The sequence below is a fragment of the Mucilaginibacter polytrichastri genome (assembly GCF_001911425.1).
Lineage (GTDB): Bacteria > Bacteroidota > Bacteroidia > Sphingobacteriales > Sphingobacteriaceae > Mucilaginibacter > Mucilaginibacter polytrichastri.
Genome location: NZ_MPPL01000001.1, coordinates 3,503,119 through 3,523,437 on the forward strand (window position 1 = coordinate 3,503,119; position 20,319 = coordinate 3,523,437).

Annotated in this window: 19 protein-coding genes and 1 riboswitch; of the genes, 9 read left to right on the forward strand and 10 right to left on the reverse strand. The window is 39.7% G+C overall.

Annotated elements, in window-relative coordinates; genetic code table 11:
• The first annotated feature begins 3 nt into the window (after positions 1-3).
• A complete protein-coding gene (locus RG47T_RS14800) occupies positions 4-582 on the forward strand; it encodes an outer membrane beta-barrel protein (RefSeq protein ID WP_074490188.1) in 579 nt (192 codons plus the stop codon).
• A 91-nt stretch (positions 583-673) separates the two neighbouring features.
• Here RG47T_RS14800 and RG47T_RS14805 read toward each other — a convergent pair whose 3' ends face one another.
• From RG47T_RS14805 to RG47T_RS14830, 6 genes are all read right to left on the reverse strand, one after another.
• Positions 674-2,140 carry a glycoside hydrolase family 30 protein gene (locus tag RG47T_RS14805; RefSeq protein WP_074490189.1) on the reverse strand — a complete coding sequence of 489 codons (1,467 nt, stop codon included), beginning with the start codon at positions 2,138-2,140 and terminating at the stop codon, positions 674-676.
• A gap of 195 nt (positions 2,141-2,335) precedes the next feature.
• Positions 2,336-3,037, reverse strand: a complete 702-nt coding sequence (locus RG47T_RS14810) for a DUF4304 domain-containing protein (RefSeq protein ID WP_074490190.1) — start codon at positions 3,035-3,037, stop codon at positions 2,336-2,338.
• Between the two features lie 78 nt (positions 3,038-3,115).
• Positions 3,116-3,658, reverse strand: coding sequence for a peroxiredoxin family protein (locus RG47T_RS14815; RefSeq protein WP_074490191.1), 543 nt, complete (start codon positions 3,656-3,658; stop codon positions 3,116-3,118).
• A gap of 59 nt (positions 3,659-3,717) precedes the next feature.
• Positions 3,718-4,353, reverse strand: a complete 636-nt coding sequence (locus RG47T_RS14820) for a peroxiredoxin (protein WP_074490192.1) — start codon at positions 4,351-4,353, stop codon at positions 3,718-3,720.
• 36 nt (positions 4,354-4,389) lie between these two features.
• A complete protein-coding gene (locus RG47T_RS14825; RefSeq protein WP_074490193.1) occupies positions 4,390-5,526 on the reverse strand; it encodes a cysteine desulfurase family protein in 1,137 nt (378 codons plus the stop codon).
• A gap of 93 nt (positions 5,527-5,619) precedes the next feature.
• A riboswitch (SAM riboswitch) is annotated at positions 5,620-5,739 on the reverse strand.
• A 106-nt stretch (positions 5,740-5,845) separates the two neighbouring features.
• A complete protein-coding gene (locus RG47T_RS14830) occupies positions 5,846-6,661 on the reverse strand; it encodes an N-acetylmuramoyl-L-alanine amidase family protein (protein ID WP_074490194.1) in 816 nt (271 codons plus the stop codon).
• A 272-nt stretch (positions 6,662-6,933) separates the two neighbouring features.
• Here RG47T_RS14830 and RG47T_RS14835 point away from each other — a divergent pair, with 272 nt between their 5' ends.
• On the forward strand, positions 6,934-9,297 hold the full coding sequence (locus RG47T_RS14835) for an ABC transporter permease (protein ID WP_074490195.1): 2,364 nt from the start codon (positions 6,934-6,936) through the stop codon (positions 9,295-9,297).
• Between the two features lie 74 nt (positions 9,298-9,371).
• Positions 9,372-11,744 carry an ABC transporter permease gene (locus tag RG47T_RS14840; protein WP_074490196.1) on the forward strand — a complete coding sequence of 791 codons (2,373 nt, stop codon included), beginning with the start codon at positions 9,372-9,374 and terminating at the stop codon, positions 11,742-11,744.
• Positions 11,745-11,831: 87 nt separating this feature from the next.
• Here RG47T_RS14840 and RG47T_RS14845 read toward each other — a convergent pair whose 3' ends face one another.
• On the reverse strand, positions 11,832-12,779 hold the full coding sequence (locus RG47T_RS14845; RefSeq protein WP_074490197.1) for a Smr/MutS family protein: 948 nt from the start codon (positions 12,777-12,779) through the stop codon (positions 11,832-11,834).
• 309 nt (positions 12,780-13,088) lie between these two features.
• Here RG47T_RS14845 and RG47T_RS14850 point away from each other — a divergent pair, with 309 nt between their 5' ends.
• Positions 13,089-13,592: a DUF892 family protein gene (locus RG47T_RS14850; protein WP_074490198.1), complete on the forward strand. Its 504-nt coding sequence runs from the start codon at positions 13,089-13,091 to the stop codon at positions 13,590-13,592.
• A 201-nt stretch (positions 13,593-13,793) separates the two neighbouring features.
• Here RG47T_RS14850 and RG47T_RS14855 read toward each other — a convergent pair whose 3' ends face one another.
• Both RG47T_RS14855 and RG47T_RS14860 read right to left on the reverse strand, forming a co-directional pair.
• On the reverse strand, positions 13,794-14,147 hold the full coding sequence (locus tag RG47T_RS14855) for a YtxH domain-containing protein (protein WP_074490199.1): 354 nt from the start codon (positions 14,145-14,147) through the stop codon (positions 13,794-13,796).
• Between the two features lie 158 nt (positions 14,148-14,305).
• Complete coding sequence (locus RG47T_RS14860) at positions 14,306-16,174, reverse strand: PAS domain S-box protein (protein ID WP_074490200.1); 1,869 nt, start codon at positions 16,172-16,174, stop codon at positions 14,306-14,308.
• Positions 16,175-16,416: 242 nt separating this feature from the next.
• On the opposite strand from RG47T_RS14860, the gene RG47T_RS14865 reads away from it, so the two are divergent.
• Positions 16,417-16,782, forward strand: coding sequence for a hypothetical protein (locus RG47T_RS14865; RefSeq protein ID WP_074490201.1), 366 nt, complete (start codon positions 16,417-16,419; stop codon positions 16,780-16,782).
• Between the two features lie 79 nt (positions 16,783-16,861).
• Here RG47T_RS14865 and RG47T_RS14870 read toward each other — a convergent pair whose 3' ends face one another.
• Positions 16,862-18,004 carry a GAF domain-containing protein gene (locus RG47T_RS14870; protein ID WP_074490202.1) on the reverse strand — a complete coding sequence of 381 codons (1,143 nt, stop codon included), beginning with the start codon at positions 18,002-18,004 and terminating at the stop codon, positions 16,862-16,864.
• A 261-nt stretch (positions 18,005-18,265) separates the two neighbouring features.
• On the opposite strand from RG47T_RS14870, the gene RG47T_RS14875 reads away from it, so the two are divergent.
• The 4 genes from RG47T_RS14875 to RG47T_RS14890 all read left to right on the forward strand — a co-directional run bounded on the left by RG47T_RS14875 (position 18,266) and on the right by RG47T_RS14890 (position 20,319).
• On the forward strand, positions 18,266-18,787 hold the full coding sequence (locus RG47T_RS14875; RefSeq protein WP_074490203.1) for a hypothetical protein: 522 nt from the start codon (positions 18,266-18,268) through the stop codon (positions 18,785-18,787).
• An 11-nt stretch (positions 18,788-18,798) separates the two neighbouring features.
• Positions 18,799-19,095: a thioredoxin gene (gene trxA, locus RG47T_RS14880; RefSeq protein WP_074490204.1), complete on the forward strand. Its 297-nt coding sequence runs from the start codon at positions 18,799-18,801 to the stop codon at positions 19,093-19,095.
• A 135-nt stretch (positions 19,096-19,230) separates the two neighbouring features.
• The gene (locus RG47T_RS14885) at positions 19,231-19,470 is read left to right on the forward strand and encodes a hypothetical protein (protein WP_074490205.1); all 240 of its coding nucleotides are present in this window, start codon (positions 19,231-19,233) and stop codon (positions 19,468-19,470) included.
• Between the two features lie 111 nt (positions 19,471-19,581).
• Positions 19,582-20,319, forward strand: coding sequence for a DUF481 domain-containing protein (locus RG47T_RS14890; protein ID WP_074490206.1), 738 nt, complete (start codon positions 19,582-19,584; stop codon positions 20,317-20,319).

The window sequence follows — 20,319 nt, forward strand, 5'->3', positions numbered from 1 at the left end:
AGCATGCTCTTGCTTATACAGCATGCGGCTTTTGCACAAACCGAAAAATTTGCAGAACGATTTTATTTCCCAGGCGGCGTAGGCTATAATATAGTAAATAGTGATGCGGGAGGTATTGCGTTTAAAAATGGGATCTCTATTAATACAGGTGCCGAGTACCGCCCCCATTACATTAATGCAGTATTTTATCGCTTTAATTTTGATGTATTAAACAGTAGCTATACCAAAAACAACATTATTGCTACTAATGTAACCAATGGCAAATTTACCAGCAATTGCTTTGTTATTGGTGCAGGTTATCGTTTTAAATATAAAGGTTGGGGTATTTATGCACTTGGGCAAAGCGGCTTAATTAACCATGGTTACGAAAAAGTAAACAGCTACGTTAACAATGAAATTACCGTTAGCAGTGCTACCCAGCATAATGCCATATTTAAAATGGCCGGTGGTATCGAGTATTATATTGTTCCGCACTTTGCGCTGGTATTTGAGCCTTCCTATTATCAAAATTTATCAACCAAAAGCAACCTTACCCCTAGCTTCTTCAATTTTAATATTGGCTTAACTACCACCTTATTTTAGCATTTCAAATTTCACATATACCCCTAATTTAAAATAAGAAGGCTCCCGGTGGATATCGGGAGCCTTTCTGCTATTTTACCTATAGTTGTTATTACTCAACTATCAATGTGGCCATAGAGTGCGGCAAGGCTTCTGCTTTAGCAGCTTTACCTTTTATCCATAAAAAGTAAGGTACTTTATCGTCGCTTTGGTTCATTACAATTACAACAACTTTACCATCCGGATTTTGGAACGCGGTGGTTAACAACTTGTCGCGGCTTGCAGAACTGATAATGCGTTTTGCGCCCGGTTTAACAAACTTAGAGATCTGGCCAATGTAATAGAACGCATTGGTGTAGATCAGCTGGCCGGTGCGGGTATCGGCATGTACAGGTGCAAAGCAGTAGTTACCCACGTGGTTTGGTCCGCCTTTTTCATCCAAAAGGATGTTCCAGTCGGTCCAGCCTGCGGTACCTGCATTAAAGTCATTAATCATGGAGTAACCGTATTTCTCGCCCAGCGCCCAGTCTTTAATTTTATCATAATCAAATTTTTCCAGGCAGCCTTCGGTAAACATTAACTGTTTATCCGGGAATGCTTCGTGCACGCGGCGCTCATTTTCAAAGTTCATGCCGGCACCTGTCCAGGTTTCGTACCAGTGGAAAGCAATGCCCCAAACATATTTAGCAGCTTCGGGATCACCTAAGATAGTAGAAGCCTGCTGATACATTAAATCGCGGTTGTGATCCCATGCCATCAGTTTTTTACTCCCCAAACCGGCTTTAGCTAAGGTTGGGCCTAAATATTTTTTAATAAATACGCGCTCGTCATCTGCAGTGTACAAGCACGACTCCCATGTTTGAGTGGCCATAGGCTCGTTTTGTACCGATAAGCCCCAAACCGGGATACCTTCTTTTTCATACGTGTTGATGAACTTTACATAGAAGTTAGCCCAGCTTTGTGCAAACTGATTTTTCAATTTACCACCATGCAGTACGTCGTTATTAGTTTTCATAAATGCCGGCGGGCTCCATGGCGTTACAAAAATATCGAGCTTGCCACCGGCCGCTTTCATCGCTTCTTTAATAAAGGGGATGCGGTATTTTTTATCATGATCTACATTAAAGGTTTTCAATTCGGCATCGCCCTCTTTAATGTAGCTGTATGATTCGCTCGAGAAATCACTGCTTTGAATATGGGTGCGGCCCATGGTGTAACCGATTCCTTTGGTTTTATCAAAGTAAGCGGTCATCAATTCTTTTTGCTTGTCTTTAGGCAGCTTATAAAAAGTTTCGGCCGATGCATCCGTTAGCGCACCACCAATACCTACCAGGGTTTGGAATTTTTTGTCGGGATCAACAAAAATGCTTACCTCGGTTTCGCCTGGCTGGGGCTTGTCTGTAAAGCTCAGACTTTCGGTCGAGCTGATTTTTAAATCGGTATTTTTGGCTGTGGTGTATACTTTTACAGTTTTGTTGGCTGCGGTATACTTTTGCCCAGGTTTAGTTTGACCAAAACCTTGCTGCACGACAAAGAACCCACACATGGTGGCGTAAAGAAAAAGATTGCTTTTTTTCATATAAAATTAAATAGATACGATCAGACGTTTCGGTTTATATTGGTTTTGCTACCATGCCGAAATAGCAGCGGGCAACAATAATTATTCAAGTATATTAAAAATAAATCTAATCGTGTTAAAATTACACCAAGGATTTTATAGGATTGACCTAATCCATATAAAGCTCAGGCGATTATGGATAATTTGGAGAGAATTTTATCCTTGTAAATTAATTTCATAATGTTCAGCCAACTGCTCCAACATTTGAATATTAAAATTATTAACAGATGGTTCAGACCACTTAATTTCTTCCCTGCCATCGGGATAAATAGTTTTTTGCATGCCAGATTTAGGGATGAGAGCTTGTTTATAAATATCAATTAACAACGTCCTGCCTTTTTGAAAATCTCCAAATTGCAATTCAAAAACTACTATTTCATTAGCACTTATGTGAAAAGTTTGGTCTTCATATTTAGCTACCAGAAAGTGTGTTAGAGTATTTAGTTTTGAATATTTTTCGAACAATGGAATAATATAATTTTCTAAATCATTGATTACTTCAGAAAAAACATCGCTGTAGCTTTTCTCTAAATTCAGTTCATACCAATGATCCCTATTATATATTAAACTTCCTGACCTTCCCCAAATGAAACAATCTGTAACCTTTATAAAATTGGAAAGCTTGATATGGTTTCTTAGTAGCCTATATATTTTTTCATTATAGAATCCAATATTAAAAGTGAATGAAACACTTTCATTATGATTCCATTGACTTCTTTGAATATTTATGCATTGAACAAGTTCATCAAGAGGACGATTAAAATTGAAATTACTTTTCTTGAAACCTAATTCTTTTAATTTAGGTGCTACACCTATCTTTACAAGTGTTTTAAATTCTTCGTTAAGGTCTCTATCCATTTACGGCACGTTTAGGCTATCGTAAAGCTCGCCGATATAATTGAATAAATCAATAACAGGAGAATAAATCGGAATAATTTACTCCGAAGCCGCAACCGGATTCTTCACCAAACCATCAATCGCTTTCAGCATCTGGTTAAATTCGTTGGTGTCATACAATCGCGTTAAGTAAGCGATCTTACCGTTCTGATCAATGACTACGTTACGGGTAACACCGCTCTTTTTATCCGCAAACAGGCCGAAGATATCTGCACCCGGGTCAAGCGCCAGCGGGTAGGTGATCTTCATGTCTTCGTGGAACTTCTGCACTTTGGCTAGTGGTTCGTCGCGGTCGACACCTATCAGCACCACGTTTTTATTTTGGTAGGCTTTCCATACATCACTTTCTAAATGGGGCATTTCGGTACGGCAAACAGAACACCAGCTAGCCGTAAATTGCAGAATTACTACTTTACCACGCAATTGCTTTAGCGAAGTTTTTTGTCCGTTGGCTAATACCAGTTCAAAGTTATCCGGAGCCTGGTCTCCTACTTTAACGATGTAACCGCGTTCGTCTGCCGATTGGCTTTTGGCTGTAAATGCAAAAAGTACCAGCAATAATGCAATGCTCAAATTTTTCATGTGATGATGTGTTTAAAACCGATGCTATACCTGTGGCACAGCATCAGTTGGTTCATAAATTATTTATTAGGCTGCGGGGTTAAACGCAGGTAAGGTTTAACTACAACGTGGCCCTTAGGGAATTTAGCCGGGATATCTTCTGTTTTAATAGCCGGTACCACCACCACATCCTCGCCGTCTTTCCAATCGGCCGGGGTAGCTACACTATAGTTAGCGGTTAACTGCAGTGAATCTATCACGCGTAAAATCTCCACAAAGTTTCTGCCGGTAGATGCAGGGTAGGTAATGATGAGTTTAATGCTTTTATCGGGCGCAATGATAAACAGAGAACGCACGGTAGCGGTAAGCGAAGCATTGGGGTGGATCATGTCATAAGATTCTGCAATTTCGCGATTTTCGTCCGCTATGATTGGGAAGTTAACTTCCACATTCTGCGTTTCGTTAATGTCCTTGATCCATTCTTTATGCGATTCAACCGAATCTACACTCAGGGCAACTACTTTTACGTTACGTTTTTCAAATTCATCTTTTAATGATGCGGTGCGGCCCAGTTCGGTAGTACAAACCGGTGTATAATCTGCAGGGTGCGAAAATAATACGCCCCATCTATCGCCCAAAAATTCGTAAAAATCTATATCTCCTTCGGAGGTTTTAGCTTTGAAATTTGGCGCTTTATCGCCTAGTCTTAAACTCATATTGCTGTTTATTTTTATGTTTGAATTTATAAATTATTATGCGGCTTCGAATTGAAAAATACCGGCTAATTTTTCGATCACGTAATCAATCTCCCGCACTGTATTTAGTTTACTGAATGAGAACCTGATGGTATCCTTTAACGGATCGGCCTTTAAAGCCCGCAACACATGCGATACACCACCCGCCGAGCAGGCGCTGCCGCCCGATACAGAAATGCCTTCCTCGTCCAAACATTGCAGCAGGCTGCGTGCAAAGACCGGCGATGGCAGGCTTACACTCAACACGGTGTAAAGGCTTTTGTTGGCAACGGCCGAGTTGCCGTTGAAACCGATACCGGGTATCAGATCGGTTAACTGTGCGATCATATAATCTTTTAATCCCTGGATATATCGTTGATGATGGTCAATATCCTGGTAAGCAATTTCTAAAGCTTTAGCCAAACCGATAATACCGTGGATATTTTCTGTACCGGCCCGTAGCTTGGCCTCCTGCCCACCACCGTGGATAAGCTGCACCAATTTGATCCCTTTTTTACAATAGATAAATCCTACTCCTTTCGGTCCATGAAATTTATGTGCCGAGGCAGCCAGGAAATGGACTTTCAGTTTTTTAAGATCGTGGCGGTAATGCCCTATGGTTTGCACCGTATCGGTATGAAACAGGGCATTGTACTTTTCGCACAGGTTACCAATAGCCGCAATATCATTTATATTACCAACCTCATTATTGGCATGCATTACAGATACCAGGCTACGCGGGTTAGCATCCAGCAGTAATTCTAAATAGTTAAGATCGAGGTTACCTTGCCGGTCGGCATCAATAAAGCTTACTTTAATACCATCCTTTTGTTGCAAAGCCTCCAGGGTATGCAGTACGGCGTGGTGCTCAAAGCGGGTGGTAATTACATGCGTTATACCCTGCCCTTTAACTGCCGATAAAATTGCGGTATTATCGGCCTCTGTACCTCCTGATGTAAATATAATTTCTTCGGGCTCGGCGTTAAGCAAACGGGCAATGGTGGCTCTGGCTGTTTCTATGGCATCTTTTACCTTGCGCCCATGCTCGTGCAGTGATGATGGGTTGCCAAAATGATCCAGCAGGTAGGGCGTCATGGCTGTAAAAACTTCTTTGTCTAAAGGCGTGGTAGCGGCGTTGTCCAAATAAACTCTCATGGTATGTCTTTCAAATTAAGTGTTAACTTTTTCAACTTAAAATCCAGACAGACTAATGAGCAAAACTCATTGTAACAAGTAATGTACTTGTGCTGCTTATCTTCCCCCGGTAATGAATACAGGAGCAGGAGTTAGCACCTTTTATTGCCTTTTAAAACAATATAGGTTGCTAAGACGTCATCGGGCCTTTCCCTCAGTCTTTCTGGATAAGTATAAAAAAGAACGTTAAACTGTGACAAATATAGAGAAAAAATATAAAGTCTATAATTTTAGTAGATATTTTTCCCTTAAAGAATTAATCTACTGATTAAGAGCGTAATTAATTAGCGCTGGTTTTTACTTTATAGGCCTTTACCGCCCTTACGATAGAACGGACTATGGCATTTTGACCTTCTTCTGAGTTGAGATAGTCTTCCTCTTCGGCATTATTAATAAAGCCGGTTTCTACCAATACGGCGGGCATGGCGCTGTGTGCCAATACCAGTACCCCCTGCTCTTTAACACCCAAGCTACGGCGGTTATCGGTAGTTTTTAGTTCCTCGTTTACCAAACTGCCAAACAGGATGCTTTGCTTACGGTATTTAAGCATATAGTTATTTAAAACAATAGATGCCGATGGCGAATTAGGATCGTAATCGCCATATTTTTCTTTGTAATCTTTTTCTATAAATATCGAAGCATTTTCGCGAATGGCCTCGCGCTGCTCTTCGCTACGGTGGAAACCATACACCAGCAGCAGCACGCCTTTTTCTTTACTACCCTTTAATACCGGCGACGAGTTACAGTGGATAGAGATAAACAGGTTCCCTTTGCTGCTATTGGCAATACGTGCACGCTCATTTAGTTCGATAAACTTATCAGAGTTTCGGGTCATCACCGCATTCATCTCCGGCATTTGCTCTTGTATCGCTCTTTGCAACTTTAGAGCAATAGCCAGGGCCACATTTTTTTCGAGCGAATAAGCGCCATGCGCACCGGGATCTTTACCGCCATGCCCGGCATCAATGATAATGGTATGAAACCTAAACGGACCGCCTGCTGTATCGGCCTGTGAATTGAAACTACACAAGGTTGCAATAAGCACAACCCCGGCTACAGCACATATAAATTTGGAAATTTTGTTAGGAAGCGTCATTTTAATTTCAGGGTGCAAAAATGCTATAAAAAAATGGTTTTAAAAATCTGTAACCGCTTATATATCAAATTGGCTATGGGTTTAACTCCATACTTACTTAAAAGTTTAGCGCGTGTTAATATTTTACAGGCAAATTAAAACTGATAAAACCGCACACCAGTTGTAACGTTTCCGTACGGTATTTATAAAATTATCATCATAAACATTTCATTATCAAATAGTTATTTATATGGCATGGATTTTAAACAACAGTTACTTTAAAATATACAATTATGTTGAAGACCTACTTTAAACTGGCTTACAGAAATATAATAAAGGATAAAGCTTATTCCATAATTAATATAACCGGTTTAGCGATTGGCCTGGCCTCCAGTATCCTGATTTTGCTTTGGGTGCAAAATGAATTAAGCTATGATAAGTTTCATAAAAATGCGGGTCAAATATATCGTATAACTTGTAGTATCGGTGAATTTAAAGCCGCAATTAACCCGGCAGGTATGCCTGGCGGGTTAAAAGCAGAAATGCCGGTTATTAAAAATATTACTCGCTTAAGCTCGATCAAAACTTCCCTGCTTGAATGGGGCAACAGGAAATTTGAAGAAAAACGTGTTTTCTTTGCAGACCCCAGTTTTATGGATGTGTTTTCTTTTCCACTTGTGCAGGGTAATCGTTCTACAGCATTAAAAAATATAGACGGCGTTTTAATAACGCAGGAAATGGCAATAAAATACTTTGGGAATCAAAACCCGATTGGTAAATTCTTAAAAAAAGATAATAGTGAAAATGTAATAGTAACCGGGGTTTTTGCAAATATACCTGCTAACTCGCAACTTCAATTTGACTTTATACTACCAATGGCCTCTTTAGCCAAAACAGATGCCGGCCTGCAAAAAAACACATGGGATGACTTTAGTTTTTACAGCTATATTCAATTAGATAAAGGTTTTGACCCTTCTGCGGCGAATTTATTAAAGCTGGAAACGCAAATTAACCAGATATTTCATAAGCATAACCCCGAAATGACGGCCTTATTTCAACTGCAGCCTTTAACTAAAACACACCTTGCACCAGAGCAAATGGGCGATTTCCCGGGCCACGGGAATGCGCAATACGTAAACATCTTTTTTATAATATCTATTTTAATAGTTATAGTTGCCTGTATTAATTTCATGAATCTGGCCACAGCACGTTCGGCCCGCAGGGCCAAAGAAATTGGCTTACGCAAGGTTGCAGGCGCTGTCCGCGGGCAATTGATTGTCCAGTTTTTAAGCGAATCGGTGTTTATTTCATTTCTATCCTTGCTATTTGCGCTTGGAATAGTTTATTTATGCCTGCCGGTATTCAACCAACTTGCCGACAGAAAACTCACCCTAAATCTGTCGGATGTTAAATTTTCGGCAGGTCTTTTAGGCATCGCTTTTTTAACCGGGCTTATCTCCGGCAGTTATCCGGCCTTATTCCTTTCTGGTTTTAACCCGGTTAAAGTACTTAAGGGAAATATAAAATCAATGGGCAGTAATTTATTGTTTCGTAATAGTTTGGTTGTTGTACAGTTTATGGTCTCCATCGTATTACTGGTGGGCACAATAGTTATTTATAATCAGCTTAAATTTATAAAAGATCGCAATCCGGGTTTCGATAAAGCCAATCTCTTATACATGCCGATAACAGGAAACATGTGGAGCAGCGAGCAAGCTTTAAAGAACGAGCTAAACCAAAATTCGCTTACCAATAATTTCACCATCACGTCTGACCTTCCAACCAATTTATCTAATGCCAGCGGCGCAGACTGGAAAGGCAAAGACCCACGCCTACAAATTGCTATACCACGCATATCTGTTAATGAGAATTTTACCCGTGTTTTCAGGATGAACTTATTGTCGGGCCGAAGTTTTTCAGGATCTTTTTTGGCCGATTCTAACAATTACATGGTTAATGAAAAAATGATAACTGTTATGGGCTTAAATGCAACTACAGCAATAGGTAAAACAATAACTTTACAGGGTGTTAAAGGCAATATTATTGGCGTTGTAAAGGACTTTAATTTTAAACCGATACATCAGGCTATAGAGCCATTGGTTATGAGTTTTAATAAAGCCGGTGGTTTTGTAGTGGTAAGAACCCTACCCGGAAAAACCAGCGCCACCATACAGGCTTTAGCAAAAATAAGCCAGCAATTTAACCCCGCTTACCCTTTTAAATTCGATTTTCTTGACCAGGACTTATCCAATCTTTACAAAGGCGAACAACAAATGGGCAACATTTTTAACCTTTTTGCTATTCTGGGTATTTTCATCTCCAGCCTGGGCTTATATGGTTTATCAGCTTTTATGGCCGAGCAGCGTACCAAAGAGATTGGCGTGCGCAAAGTACTGGGTGCATCTGTATTAAACCTCGTTTACTTATTATCCACCGGCATCACCAAATTAATATTGATTGCCATCTGTATAGCCATACCCCTATCCTGGTATGCCGTAAATAGCTGGCTGGCTGGTTTTGCATACCATATACATGTTAGCTGGTTAATATTCTTTACCGCATCTGTAGCAGCCTTGGGCATTGCTTGGCTAACCGTTAGCTATGAATCTGTAAAAGCCGCTATTGTTAACCCTATAAAAAGTTTAAAGACAGAATAAGGCAGATTAGGAGGTTTAACCTTCTAAATAATCTGTTATCGAATTAATATTAATACCTGATAAAGACATTCATTATGCTTAAAAACTACTTTAAAATCGCCTGGCGCAATTTGGTTAAAAACAAATCGCACTCGTTTATTAATATATTGGGCCTATCTGTAGGTTTGGCCTGTAGCCTGCTCATTTTATTATGGGTACAGGATGAGCTGGGAATGAATAACTTCCATAAAAACGGAAACCAATTATACACGGTTTACGAACGCCAGTATTATGATCATAAAATTATTGGCCAATACAGCACGCCAGCCTTATTAGGCGATGAGTTGAAAAAAGTAATACCAGAAATACAGTATGCCGCAAATGAAGCCTGGCCAAATTTAAATACTTTCCAGGTGGGTGATAAGATAGTAAAGCTGCAAGGTAATTCGGCCGGGGCCGATTTTTTTAAGATGTTTAGCTTCCCCTTTTTACAGGGCGATTCAAAAACAGCCCTCAGTTCGCCATCGGGTATTGCAATTTCGCGTAAAATGGCCACTATGTTTTTTGGCAGTCCGCAGCTGGCCATTGGCAAAAGCATCCGTTACGAAAACAAGAAAAACTTTACCGTAACCGGTGTTTACGAAGACATGCCCAAAAACTCTACTGAGAAATCTGATTTTATAATCAACTGGTTTAGCTTTATGGACGAAAACAGCTGGGCAAAAAACTGGGGAAATAACGGCCCTAACTGTTATATGATGCTTAGGCCCGATGCTAATGCCGCTTTAGTAGAGAAAAAACTCACTCACTTTTTAGATAATTTAAATAAAGACCAAAAGAAAGGCACATTTACCGTTGAATTGGGCATGCAAAAGTTTAAAGACGCTTACCTGCATAGCCGGTTTACAGATGGCAAGGCAGATAGCGGCCTCATTGAGTATGTGCATCTTTTTAGCATTGTAGCTATTTTTATACTGCTAATAGCCTGTATCAATTTCATGAACCTTACTACAGCGCGCTCTGTAAAACGTGCCCGCGAAATTGGTGTACGTAAAGTGGTAGGTGCCCTGCGTGGCTCGCTGATTAAACAATTTATTGGCGAATCATTAATGCTTACCGCTGTAGCAGTTATTTTTGCATTGCTGCTGGTAACACTATTAATGCCGCTGTTTAACAGTATTACCATGAAACAGATAGCCTTACCATTTAGCCAGCCCTTGTTTTGGTTAAATTTAGTTGCTATTACCTTAATTACCGGTGTGATAGCCGGCAGCTACCCCGCGCTGTTTTTATCTTCTTTTAGCCCGGTTAAAGTTTTAAAAGGCACCCTTAAATTGGATTGGGGCGCGGTAATGTTTCGCAAAGGGCTGGTTGTTTTTCAGTTTGCGTTATCTATTGTGCTGATAATTGGCACCATTGTTATTTCGAGGCAAATAGATTATATCCAATCAAAAAACCTTGGTTTTAACCGCGAGAACCTGTTGTATATTAATATTGATGGTAATTTAACAACCCAATACAGCGTTTTTAAAACCGAGGCCTTAAAAATGCCTGGTATACAAGCGATCAGCCGCATTACTTCAGACCCATCCAATATACAATCGAGTACCGGCGGTGTTATTTGGAATGGTAAAGACCCCAATATTAATATAGAATTTTCTCAGGCTGCCGTAGGGTATGATTTTATACATACCATGAAACTAAAAATGGCAGCAGGGCGCGATTTTTCTAAAGATTTCGGTACAGATTCTGTTGGCTATATTATTAACGAAACTGCACTTAAAAGAATTGGGTACAAAAGCCCTATTGGGCAGCCACTTACTTTTTGGGGCAAAAAAGGCACCATAGTTGGCATTGTAAAAGATTTTCACTTTAACTCGGTGCATGAGCAGATTCAACCCCTGGTTATCCGCCTTGAAGAACAAAACCAGTATGGAAGCATTTTAGTGCGCACACAACCCGGCAAAACAAAACAGGCTTTAGCCAGCCTGGAAAGTTTGAGCAAAAAACTTAACCCTAACTTTAAGTTCAGCTATAATTTTTCGGACGATGAATATAAAAAGCTTTACCTAAGCGAGCAGGTAATTGGTAAGCTATCAAATGTGTTTGCAGGCTTGGCTATATTTATATCGTGCCTTGGCTTACTGGGTTTAGCCATGTTTACGGCCGAGCAACGCTTTAAAGAAATTGGCATCCGCAAGGTGCTAGGTGCTAGTATAGCTTCACTGTTTACCCTCCTATCGGGAGAGTTTTTGGTACTTGTAGTTATTTCCATTATTATAGCCTCACCCCTGGCCTGGTACGGTATGGATAAATGGCTGGCTAATTTTGCCTACCACACCCCTATTCAATGGTGGATGTTTGCATTATCGGCGGTAATAGCATTATTAATTACCCTGCTTACGGTGAGTTTCCAGGCTGTAAAAGCGGCACTCATAAACCCGGTAAAAAGTTTAAGATCAGAATAATTGTCGATCTGAATACCACAACAGAATGAATAATAGCAAAGCCGCATCCTAACCGGATGCGGCTTTGCTATACATTAACTATAATAATTATTTCAGCAGCACCCTTGTTGCACCAAAGCCAAATTTCTCTTTCTGGGCATCCATAAAGGTTTGAACTTTTTGGTTCCGGCCCAATAATTTATGAATTTCATGCCTTAAAATACCATTGCCGGCGCCATGTATAAACACAATGGATTCCATTTGGTGTACAATAGCAGCATCCAGCATTTTACGGAAATGATTCAGCTGGATCTGCAATATTTCGCTGCTATCTAAAAACTGGTAGTCATCGCGCAGTTTTTCTATGTGCAGGTCAACATCATGCAGTGGCTTGTCGAGGTCTATTTTTTCTTCAGCAGGTTTAAAGAAGCTTTCTTTTAGTTTTTGTACATCAATAACCAACTCTGCTTCGTCCAAACGGATTAGCCAGCCCGGCTGTTTTAGTATAGGCACTGTTTTTTTAGTGCCTGCAAAATCTTTGGCTTTAAATTTTTCGCTCAATAAAATTGGCTTTTGCGGTTTAACCTGCAGTTTGGTGTAAAACAGCACTTGCAAATCAAACGTTGGCCATAGCTGTATATCTGCCAGCTGCGCAGCATACATATCAACAGTAGAGTTTGGTGCAATAACGCCCGAGAACTCTCCTTTGTATTTCTCCTGGCTTTGGGTTGTAAGGGTAGCTAACAACTCAAACGAGGTTTCATTAACCAAATGAAAATGCACTACCGATGCAGCACGTGCATCACTCACAACGGCCAGGTAAACCCCCTGTTGCACAAATGCCGCTGTTGACTGTGCAGTTGCCGACGAGCTATCTTCTGCCTTGCTGCCAGCGGTTTGATGCCCGTGTACCGATGTTACCTTGGTAGCCAGTACCGGGATCTCAAAATCATCGTCGCCGGTAACGCCAATCATTTGTTCGTCAAAAATACGGGTTATATACCCTTCGCGCCGCTCATCTACAAAACGCACAAAATCGCCAAGTTTCCACTTCATCTGGCTGCAAAGTAACGCATTTTATTTAAGCAGTACGTTCGGTGATGGCAGCAGCCATTTTTATTATAGTTTCTTCTTTACGGTTGCCGAGGTGCTATTTCCCGGTAATCGGACTCATCAAATATTTTTACCAGTGTAGCATGTGTTCATTTGTTTCTTAACTTTTTTTCATAATAAACTATAAATCAAGCTACACATATTAAATAAAAAAAATGATGGTATACATTTTGTTACTTTGACCATGCCTTTACAGCATAATAGATAACTGCGTTTAGCCAATACCAAAAACTATTAAAACTAAACCCAACCATGGAAAACACATCGCACAAAGCATCTGATCCACTAGTACAAAAAGACCTTTTTATTTATTATCTCAATAAAATTTATGATGGCAAGCTGTACCTGAATAATCATTTACCCAAAGTGATTAAAAAAACCAAATTGAAAGTTTTGCAGCAAGCATTAGAAGAATTGATGCAGGATGTTAAAACACAACTTGCCCGTATGGACGATATTTATAAAATGCTGGATACCGAGCCAATTGAAATTACCGACGCACCAATAAAAACAATTATAAAGGATGCCTGCGACATTCGTAACAATCCCGACCTGGTAATTGTGAACGATATGGATATTATGGTGCACATGCAATTGGTTGAGCATGTTAACATTATATCGTACCGGATGCTGCGCCGCCTTGCTTCGTTATTAAATTATAAAGAAATTGAACAGCTAATGGTAGAATGTTTTGACGAATCGCGGGATGATGATAAGCTGTTTCTGATGATCGCAGATGAATACCTGGGCGCATAGTGTAAAAAAGAAAAGCCGGACCAAAAGGTCCGGCTTTCATTCATAGTCATTTAATACCCCTATTAAAATAACTATCACAAAGAAATAAAAAATATTTATGATATACAACTCATGCCTTTAACATTTACAGCATGCTATCAAAAATATTACAAATAAAAAAACCCGCAATTGCGGGTTTTTTTATTTGTACAGCTAATAAGCTTATGCTTGCTGAATAGAATTATTCCAATCGTTAGCAGTGCTTTTCACTTTATCTTTTGCTTCGTTAGCTTTTGATTCTGCTGCATCTACAGCTTCATCTTTATAATCTGCAGCATCGCCAACAATACCATTAAATTTTGATTTTGCTTTGTCAACTACACTGCTGGTGTAATCTTTCACGTCGCCAACTGTGTTTTGAGCCTGATTTTTTGCTTTTTCAAATAAATCATTCACGTAATCTGTAATGTCTTCACGTAATTCACTTCCGCTTTCGGGGGCCAATAATAAACCGATGGCTGCACCAGCCGCAGCACCCACTAAAAGTGCTGCTATTACTTTAGTTTGATCTTTCATATCTTTTACTTTTTAGTAGATGTTTCGCTATAATAACAAAATATTTACACTAGTGTTTAATTTAAATTGAAATTAGTTTGAAGAAAATTTCATAGATCATAGTTGATAGTTTATGGCACTAAACAGTTCTGCTTATGCCTGCTGTAAACTATACCCCATCAACTATTTGCTACCAGGGGTAACTCGAAAGAGAAAAACGACCCTTTACCTTTTTCGCTATCAACCCAAATGCGGCCGTTGTGCCTATGGATAATTTCTGATGCCACAAAAAGGCCGATACCAAAACCAGAGAAGGTTTGTTCATTACGGCCCTCTACCCTGTAAAAACGGTTAAACACTTTGTCTTGTTCTTCTTTACTAATGCCTATACCATAATCATGCACAGTTACCCGCACCTGGTTATCTATATTTCTTATCATCACATCTATCCTGTCCGTTTCGGGCGAGTATTTGATGGCATTGGTTAACAGGTTGGTTATTACCTGCGCAATACGGTCGCGATCTGCATCGATAGCAAAATCGGCTTCCTGCTCAAAAACAATATCATGTTTCTGTGCGGTATACTGCACCTCATCAATACATTCCCTAAGCAAATCATTCAATACAAAAACTTCATTATTGAGGCTTAACCTGCCGCTTTCTATTTTTGATACATCAAGCAAATCGGTAATAAGCCGGGTTAGCTTGTTTATTTGTTTATTTATTGTGGTTAACGACTTTTTCAAAAATTCGTCATCATCATCGTTCTTATAAATACTAAGTAACAACTGTACGTAAGCTTTTATTGATGTAATAGGCGTTTTTAATTCATGGCTGGCCATCCCTATAAACTCGTTCTTAATCTGTTCGTGTTCTTTAGTTTCGGTAATATCCATCCCCGAGCCGATGTAGCCCTCAAATTCCCCGTCGGGCGAATAGTACGGTACAGATCTCATACCGATAAAGCGGTAAATATCATCGTAACGCTTTAATCTAAACTCCAGGTAATAGGGTTCTTTCTTGGTAAAAGCCGCATGATATATATTGTATACATTTTCCTGATCATCCGGATGCAGCTCATCCGTTTGCATTTTATTTATAGATTCATCAAAACTTTTGCCGGTAAATTCTAACCAGCTTCGGTTAAAAAAAACGGTTTTACCTGTAGTATCAGCCATCCATATAAATACCGGCGCAGAGTCGGCAATTCTGCGAAACCGCTCTTCGCTTTCTTTCAGATGCCTTTCTGTTTCTTTACGCTCGGTAATATCCATGCACGACCCAATATAACCTTCAAATTCGCCTTCGGCCGAGTAACGGGGTTTCCCTATTGCAGCTATCCATTGCAGGTTACCATCTGCACGTATAATTCTAAAGTCTATATTATAAACTTTTTTAGCAGCAAAATATAGTGCAAACCGATGAAAAACATGTTCACGGTCTTCCTCCTCCACACTGTTTAGCCACCCCCTGCCTAAGTGCATCTCAAAGGGCTTACCCGTCCACCGTACCCAGGCATCGCTAACGTAAGTAATGTCGCCATGTACATCTATCATCCATAAAGCCGTAGCAGCTGCCTCAGTAACACTTTTAAGTACCAGTTCGTGCTGGGCAAGGCGGGTTAGCGTTATCACACGGTTGGTAACATCGAGGCCGGTAATTATAATACCATTAATAACGCCGGCAGCATCGCGATGCGGAGAAAAAACAAAATCAAAATAAGCTACATTGCCATTGCCATCATCGTGCCAGTCGGCCTCGGCTGCATAGCTGTAATGGTAAACGGTATGGCCGCGCTCAAAAACACGGGCCGACACATCATTCCAATACCGCTGAAACCCAGGCCATGCCTCGCTGATGGACTTACCTTGCACATTAGGATAGCCCAGCACTTTAATAAATACAGGATTAAGTATTGCGAACACCCCTTCGCGCCCCATCAAAACAGCCGACGGCCCCGGGCTTTGTGCAAACAGGCTTTTTAACTGTGCATCAAAGTTGTTGGATATTGTATCTGGCGAGTGGCCGTTGCCCGTTTCTGATACCATAATAATTAGTTAACTAATTTTATTAAAAAAGAATCTCTTTAAAAACAAGTTAATATGAAAGAAGTTGAGGCAGTAATTAAATATATGAAACATTTAATTAGCAATTACTAAATCCCAATAAAATATACATTATTATACGCAATCAGGGCACGGGCTGTTATATTTAGATGCCACTTAATTGTTACTGTTAATTGCTAAGCTTTTGTTTAAATAATTATAATTTTACTTATTAATATAACTGTATGAAAAAATTAACTATTGTATGCCTGCTGGTTGTAGCCGGTGCAATTAAAGGATTTGGACAAACAAAAATTGAAGCCAAAGACGCTGCAAAACATTTAAATGAAACCGTACTGATTTGCGACAAGGTGGTAGATGGCAAGTATTTTGACAACTCAAAAACTACCCTGCTAAATGTAGGTGCGCCGCACCCTAATGAACTACTTACCCTGGTGATAAAAGGTGATGACCGTAAAAAATTTACCGGCGACCCTGAAACTGTTTTTCTGAATAAAAAAGTTTGTATTACCGGCAAAATAATTGATTACAAAGGCAAACCCGAAATTGTAATTACTGAGGCATCACAGCTTACTTTTGACAAAAATTAGCGCTAACGGTTATAGTTACGGTAAGTGCATTAGTGTAACTATTAAAGTGGTATAAATTATACCATTAATGTACTCAAAATTAATAAACGGTGATGGTATTATTAAGGGTAGTTTCTGACTCGGATACGATACCGCAGATTTTGGTATCAAGCTCATTTACCGTGATCTCAATCATTTTAAAATAGGCATAATCATCATAGGGGTGCTCTTGCTCCAGCTTAATCAGTTCTATCATCCCCATTAACGAGGCCACCGGCCTGCGCAACTCGTGCGATTGTATAATGGCTATACGCTGTAAAGCATCGTTTTGCAAGGTGATTTGTTCTTCGTGTTTTTTACGCGTAGAAATATCAGCTGCATTTAAAGCCACGCCTAATATTTCGTTATCGTTTTTAACAGGTGTAAAGGTAATCTCTAACCAGGTTGCATGCGGCATATCTTTTCTTACGTGAAACTCGCTGCGAACAGCATGGCCAGCCAGGGCCGCACTATAATACTTTACCAGCTTTCTTAATATACGCGGTTCAAGATAGTCTGACAGGAAACCACCGGCAACCAGTTCTTTGTTTGCAGCTACAGCGTAATATAAATTAGCCGATTTATTAAAAGAGAGAATATTTAAATGTTTCCCCAGCAAAATAAACAGGTCTTTTGAGCTGTCGAAAATTGCCCGCAGATATAGCTGAGACACATCCGTCTCTTCTTTTTGTAACAATACTTCCCGGTGTTTTTCCTCCAGGCCTTGTAAGCTCCAGCTTAGCTCCATCAGGTTTATTATTTGCCTGGACAATACATTTAAAGAAATTTGCTGGCTATCTGTTAATTCCCTGGTTTTTACATCAAGTATGCATAAGGTGCCCACATGTTGTCCGTCGCGGGTGGTTAAATTAGCGCCTGCGTAAAAACGGATCTGCGGGCCCTCTTTTACAAAGGGATGGTCTTTAAACCTTTCGTCGATACTGGTATTAGGGATAATTAATAATTCGTTCTGCTCAATAGTAAAGCGGCAAAAAGAGGCTTCGCGGGTATTGCAATAAATATCAACGCCCTTACTTGCCTTAAACCATTGCATATCCTCATCTATAAGAGTAATCATAGCAATGGGAGTTTCGCAGATCTGAGCCGTTAAATTTACAATATCATTAAGGTCTTTAGTAATATTGTCATCAAGTGTCATAAACCGGCTTACAGCCTCGAGTCTTTTGCTTTCGCTACTTATCATTGATCTCCGATGGGGCTTTGAGCTTAAAATCTAGTTTATTAATACAATATATACGAAAATTAACCTTTAAGAGTTTCATTTATAAGGGCTATCGCTCTATTTATTTAACGCTTTTTACTTATTATAAATAAACTTTCAATAATAGTTAAAAAATAATTATTTACTGCAGTAATCAATATCATGTAAAGTGTTGTAAATTAATTGCCCACAACCTAAACATTTAAGCGTTGTTTACTATTAACTATTAAAATAGCTCAAGCCATGAAATACACATTCCTATTCGGGTCAAACGCGTTTATCGTTGATCAACCCGTTATCACTTATCTTCAAGATGGTGAACCCATCGAACTCATAAGAATCAAAAGCATTTATGCACCATCAACCAATCCGGCAGAACAAAAAGTGCTGGTTGTTGATACCCATATTACCGATACCCTGGGGCATACCATTACCCTGGCCGACAATGATTACGAGCATAGCGATTACAAAGTAAAACGCACAAATAACCAGATTCATGTTACCAACAGCACAGACCATACTGTGCTGGATGTTTTGCAACTGGATACGGCAACAGCCGGGCATTTGTCGAGCCATATTATTAACGAGCTGCACAATGTTGGCGAAACCCATGTACTACGCATCCGTGGCGATTTTATGATTGGCGAACATCACATTACAGTTGATAATGAGAAACTTTATATTGATGATGATATTTATGCCGAAAGTGTACACGTTGGGCACAACGGCGGTATACAACTAAGTAAAGACGGCGTACGTGTTTAAAAACTAAAATTATGGCAACTTTTGCAGATCTGTTGAAGGACGAGAAACCCGTACTGGTCGATTTTTCGGCAGAGTGGTGCGGCCCGTGTAAAATGATGGCTCCTATTTTAAAGCAACTGAAGGAAATGACAGGCGATAGCCTGAAGATATTGAAGATAGATATCGACAAAAACCCTGCTGCTGCCGAAGCTTATAAAATACAGGGTGTACCCACATTAATTTTATTTAAAGGCGGGCAAGCCAAATGGCGACAATCTGGTGTAATGCAAGCTGCACAGCTTAAGCAAATCATCGATCAGCATATTTAAACATTAATATTAAAGGGACTTTAAGGCACCAGAATATTTTTAACAATGTGGAAAACTCATAAACATTTGTTGAAATAACACTAGTGCAACTGGCATACTAATTGCCTTATAATCAGCGATAAATGCGATGATATAATGAGCCCGTTTTACAGAAGACTAGTAACATTCGGCCAGTTAGTGCAGCAACTGAGCCGAATTAACCAAACAAACTATAAAGACCTTTTTGAGATAGAGCATCCTGGTTTCCCGGTATACGAAAGTAAGAGCCGTGTTAAACCCAGGTTGTCATTTAAAAAACCCTGCCCCAAAAAAGACCGCACCCAGATTACCGATCTCTTTAACAAATGCTTCAACACGCATGATCTAACAGTATAGTTATTGGTCAATGCTCGTTTACAATTGTTTGATATTGAGAATTAAGTTTGTGTTTATGTGAGCTAAACATAATAGAATGCTTGTTGTTGCCTATAAAACATCGTTCTATTTATGAAATGTAAACACTTTTTACTACCTCTGTTTATACTCATTACCCACCACTGCCTGGCGCAGTTTAATGACACCACGCATTACTATACTAATTTTTCTTCGGCAGGGTCTATCAACAAAACAGACCAAACCAGTACTTATCTTTTAAACAACAGCTTTAAGTTTGGCATCAAGAAAAAAACCTTTGCCATGAACTTTAACAATAACTGGATCTATGGTAAAGCAGACCATATAATTTCTAACAATGACTTTGCTACCTCGCTCGATTTCAATCTTCTGAGAAACGACAGTGCCCGTTTTTATTACTGGGGATTGGCCAATTACACAACCAGTGTTTCATTAAAAATCAACAACCAGCTACAGGCAGGTACAGGCGGTGCTTATTATATTGTTAACAAAAAGAATACTGTTTTTAATATTAGCGATGGAATACTTTTCGATAGGGGCGACCTGTTTCTGGACGATGGTACACACGATGTTTACAGCACCTACCGTAACTCTTTCCGTGTGTTCTTTAAGTTTGTAATTAAAGATCTGATTGTTTTTGATGGCAGCGATTTTATACAAAACTCATTAACCAGGCGCAGTGATTACATTATACGTTCTACAACCAATCTGTCTGTTAAACTTCGGAAATGGCTCAGCTTTACCACCTCTTATAATTATAACCGAATGAACCGCACTGCGCGCGAAAATTCGCTGTTAAGCTATGGCCTTACAGCCGAAAAATATTTTTAG

Bases quoted from the DNA above. Each gene is read 5' to 3' on its own strand.
- RG47T_RS14805 (WP_074490189.1), bottom strand. From the start codon at position 2,140: ATGAAAAAAAGCAATCTTTTTCTTTACGCCACCATGTGTGGGTTCTTT.
- RG47T_RS14835 (WP_074490195.1), top strand. From the start codon at position 6,934: ATGTTGAAGACCTACTTTAAACTGGCTTACAGAAATATAATAAAGGAT.
- RG47T_RS14810 (WP_074490190.1), bottom strand. From the start codon at position 3,037: ATGGATAGAGACCTTAACGAAGAATTTAAAACACTTGTAAAGATAGGT.
- RG47T_RS14820 (WP_074490192.1), bottom strand. From the start codon at position 4,353: ATGAGTTTAAGACTAGGCGATAAAGCGCCAAATTTCAAAGCTAAAACC.
- RG47T_RS14870 (WP_074490202.1), bottom strand. From the start codon at position 18,004: ATGATAAGTAGCGAAAGCAAAAGACTCGAGGCTGTAAGCCGGTTTATG.
- RG47T_RS14890 (WP_074490206.1), top strand. From the start codon at position 19,582: ATGAAATGTAAACACTTTTTACTACCTCTGTTTATACTCATTACCCAC.
- RG47T_RS14860 (WP_074490200.1), bottom strand. From the start codon at position 16,174: ATGGTATCAGAAACGGGCAACGGCCACTCGCCAGATACAATATCCAAC.
- RG47T_RS14845 (WP_074490197.1), bottom strand. From the start codon at position 12,779: ATGAAGTGGAAACTTGGCGATTTTGTGCGTTTTGTAGATGAGCGGCGC.
- RG47T_RS14800 (WP_074490188.1), top strand. From the start codon at position 4: ATGCTCTTGCTTATACAGCATGCGGCTTTTGCACAAACCGAAAAATTT.
- RG47T_RS14885 (WP_074490205.1), top strand. From the start codon at position 19,231: ATGAGCCCGTTTTACAGAAGACTAGTAACATTCGGCCAGTTAGTGCAG.
- RG47T_RS14875 (WP_074490203.1), top strand. From the start codon at position 18,266: ATGAAATACACATTCCTATTCGGGTCAAACGCGTTTATCGTTGATCAA.
- RG47T_RS14865 (WP_074490201.1), top strand. From the start codon at position 16,417: ATGAAAAAATTAACTATTGTATGCCTGCTGGTTGTAGCCGGTGCAATT.
- RG47T_RS14850 (WP_074490198.1), top strand. From the start codon at position 13,089: ATGGAAAACACATCGCACAAAGCATCTGATCCACTAGTACAAAAAGAC.
- trxA (WP_074490204.1), top strand. From the start codon at position 18,799: ATGGCAACTTTTGCAGATCTGTTGAAGGACGAGAAACCCGTACTGGTC.
- RG47T_RS14830 (WP_074490194.1), bottom strand. From the start codon at position 6,661: ATGACGCTTCCTAACAAAATTTCCAAATTTATATGTGCTGTAGCCGGG.
- RG47T_RS14815 (WP_074490191.1), bottom strand. From the start codon at position 3,658: ATGAAAAATTTGAGCATTGCATTATTGCTGGTACTTTTTGCATTTACA.
- RG47T_RS14855 (WP_074490199.1), bottom strand. From the start codon at position 14,147: ATGAAAGATCAAACTAAAGTAATAGCAGCACTTTTAGTGGGTGCTGCG.
- RG47T_RS14840 (WP_074490196.1), top strand. From the start codon at position 9,372: ATGCTTAAAAACTACTTTAAAATCGCCTGGCGCAATTTGGTTAAAAAC.
- RG47T_RS14825 (WP_074490193.1), bottom strand. From the start codon at position 5,526: ATGAGAGTTTATTTGGACAACGCCGCTACCACGCCTTTAGACAAAGAA.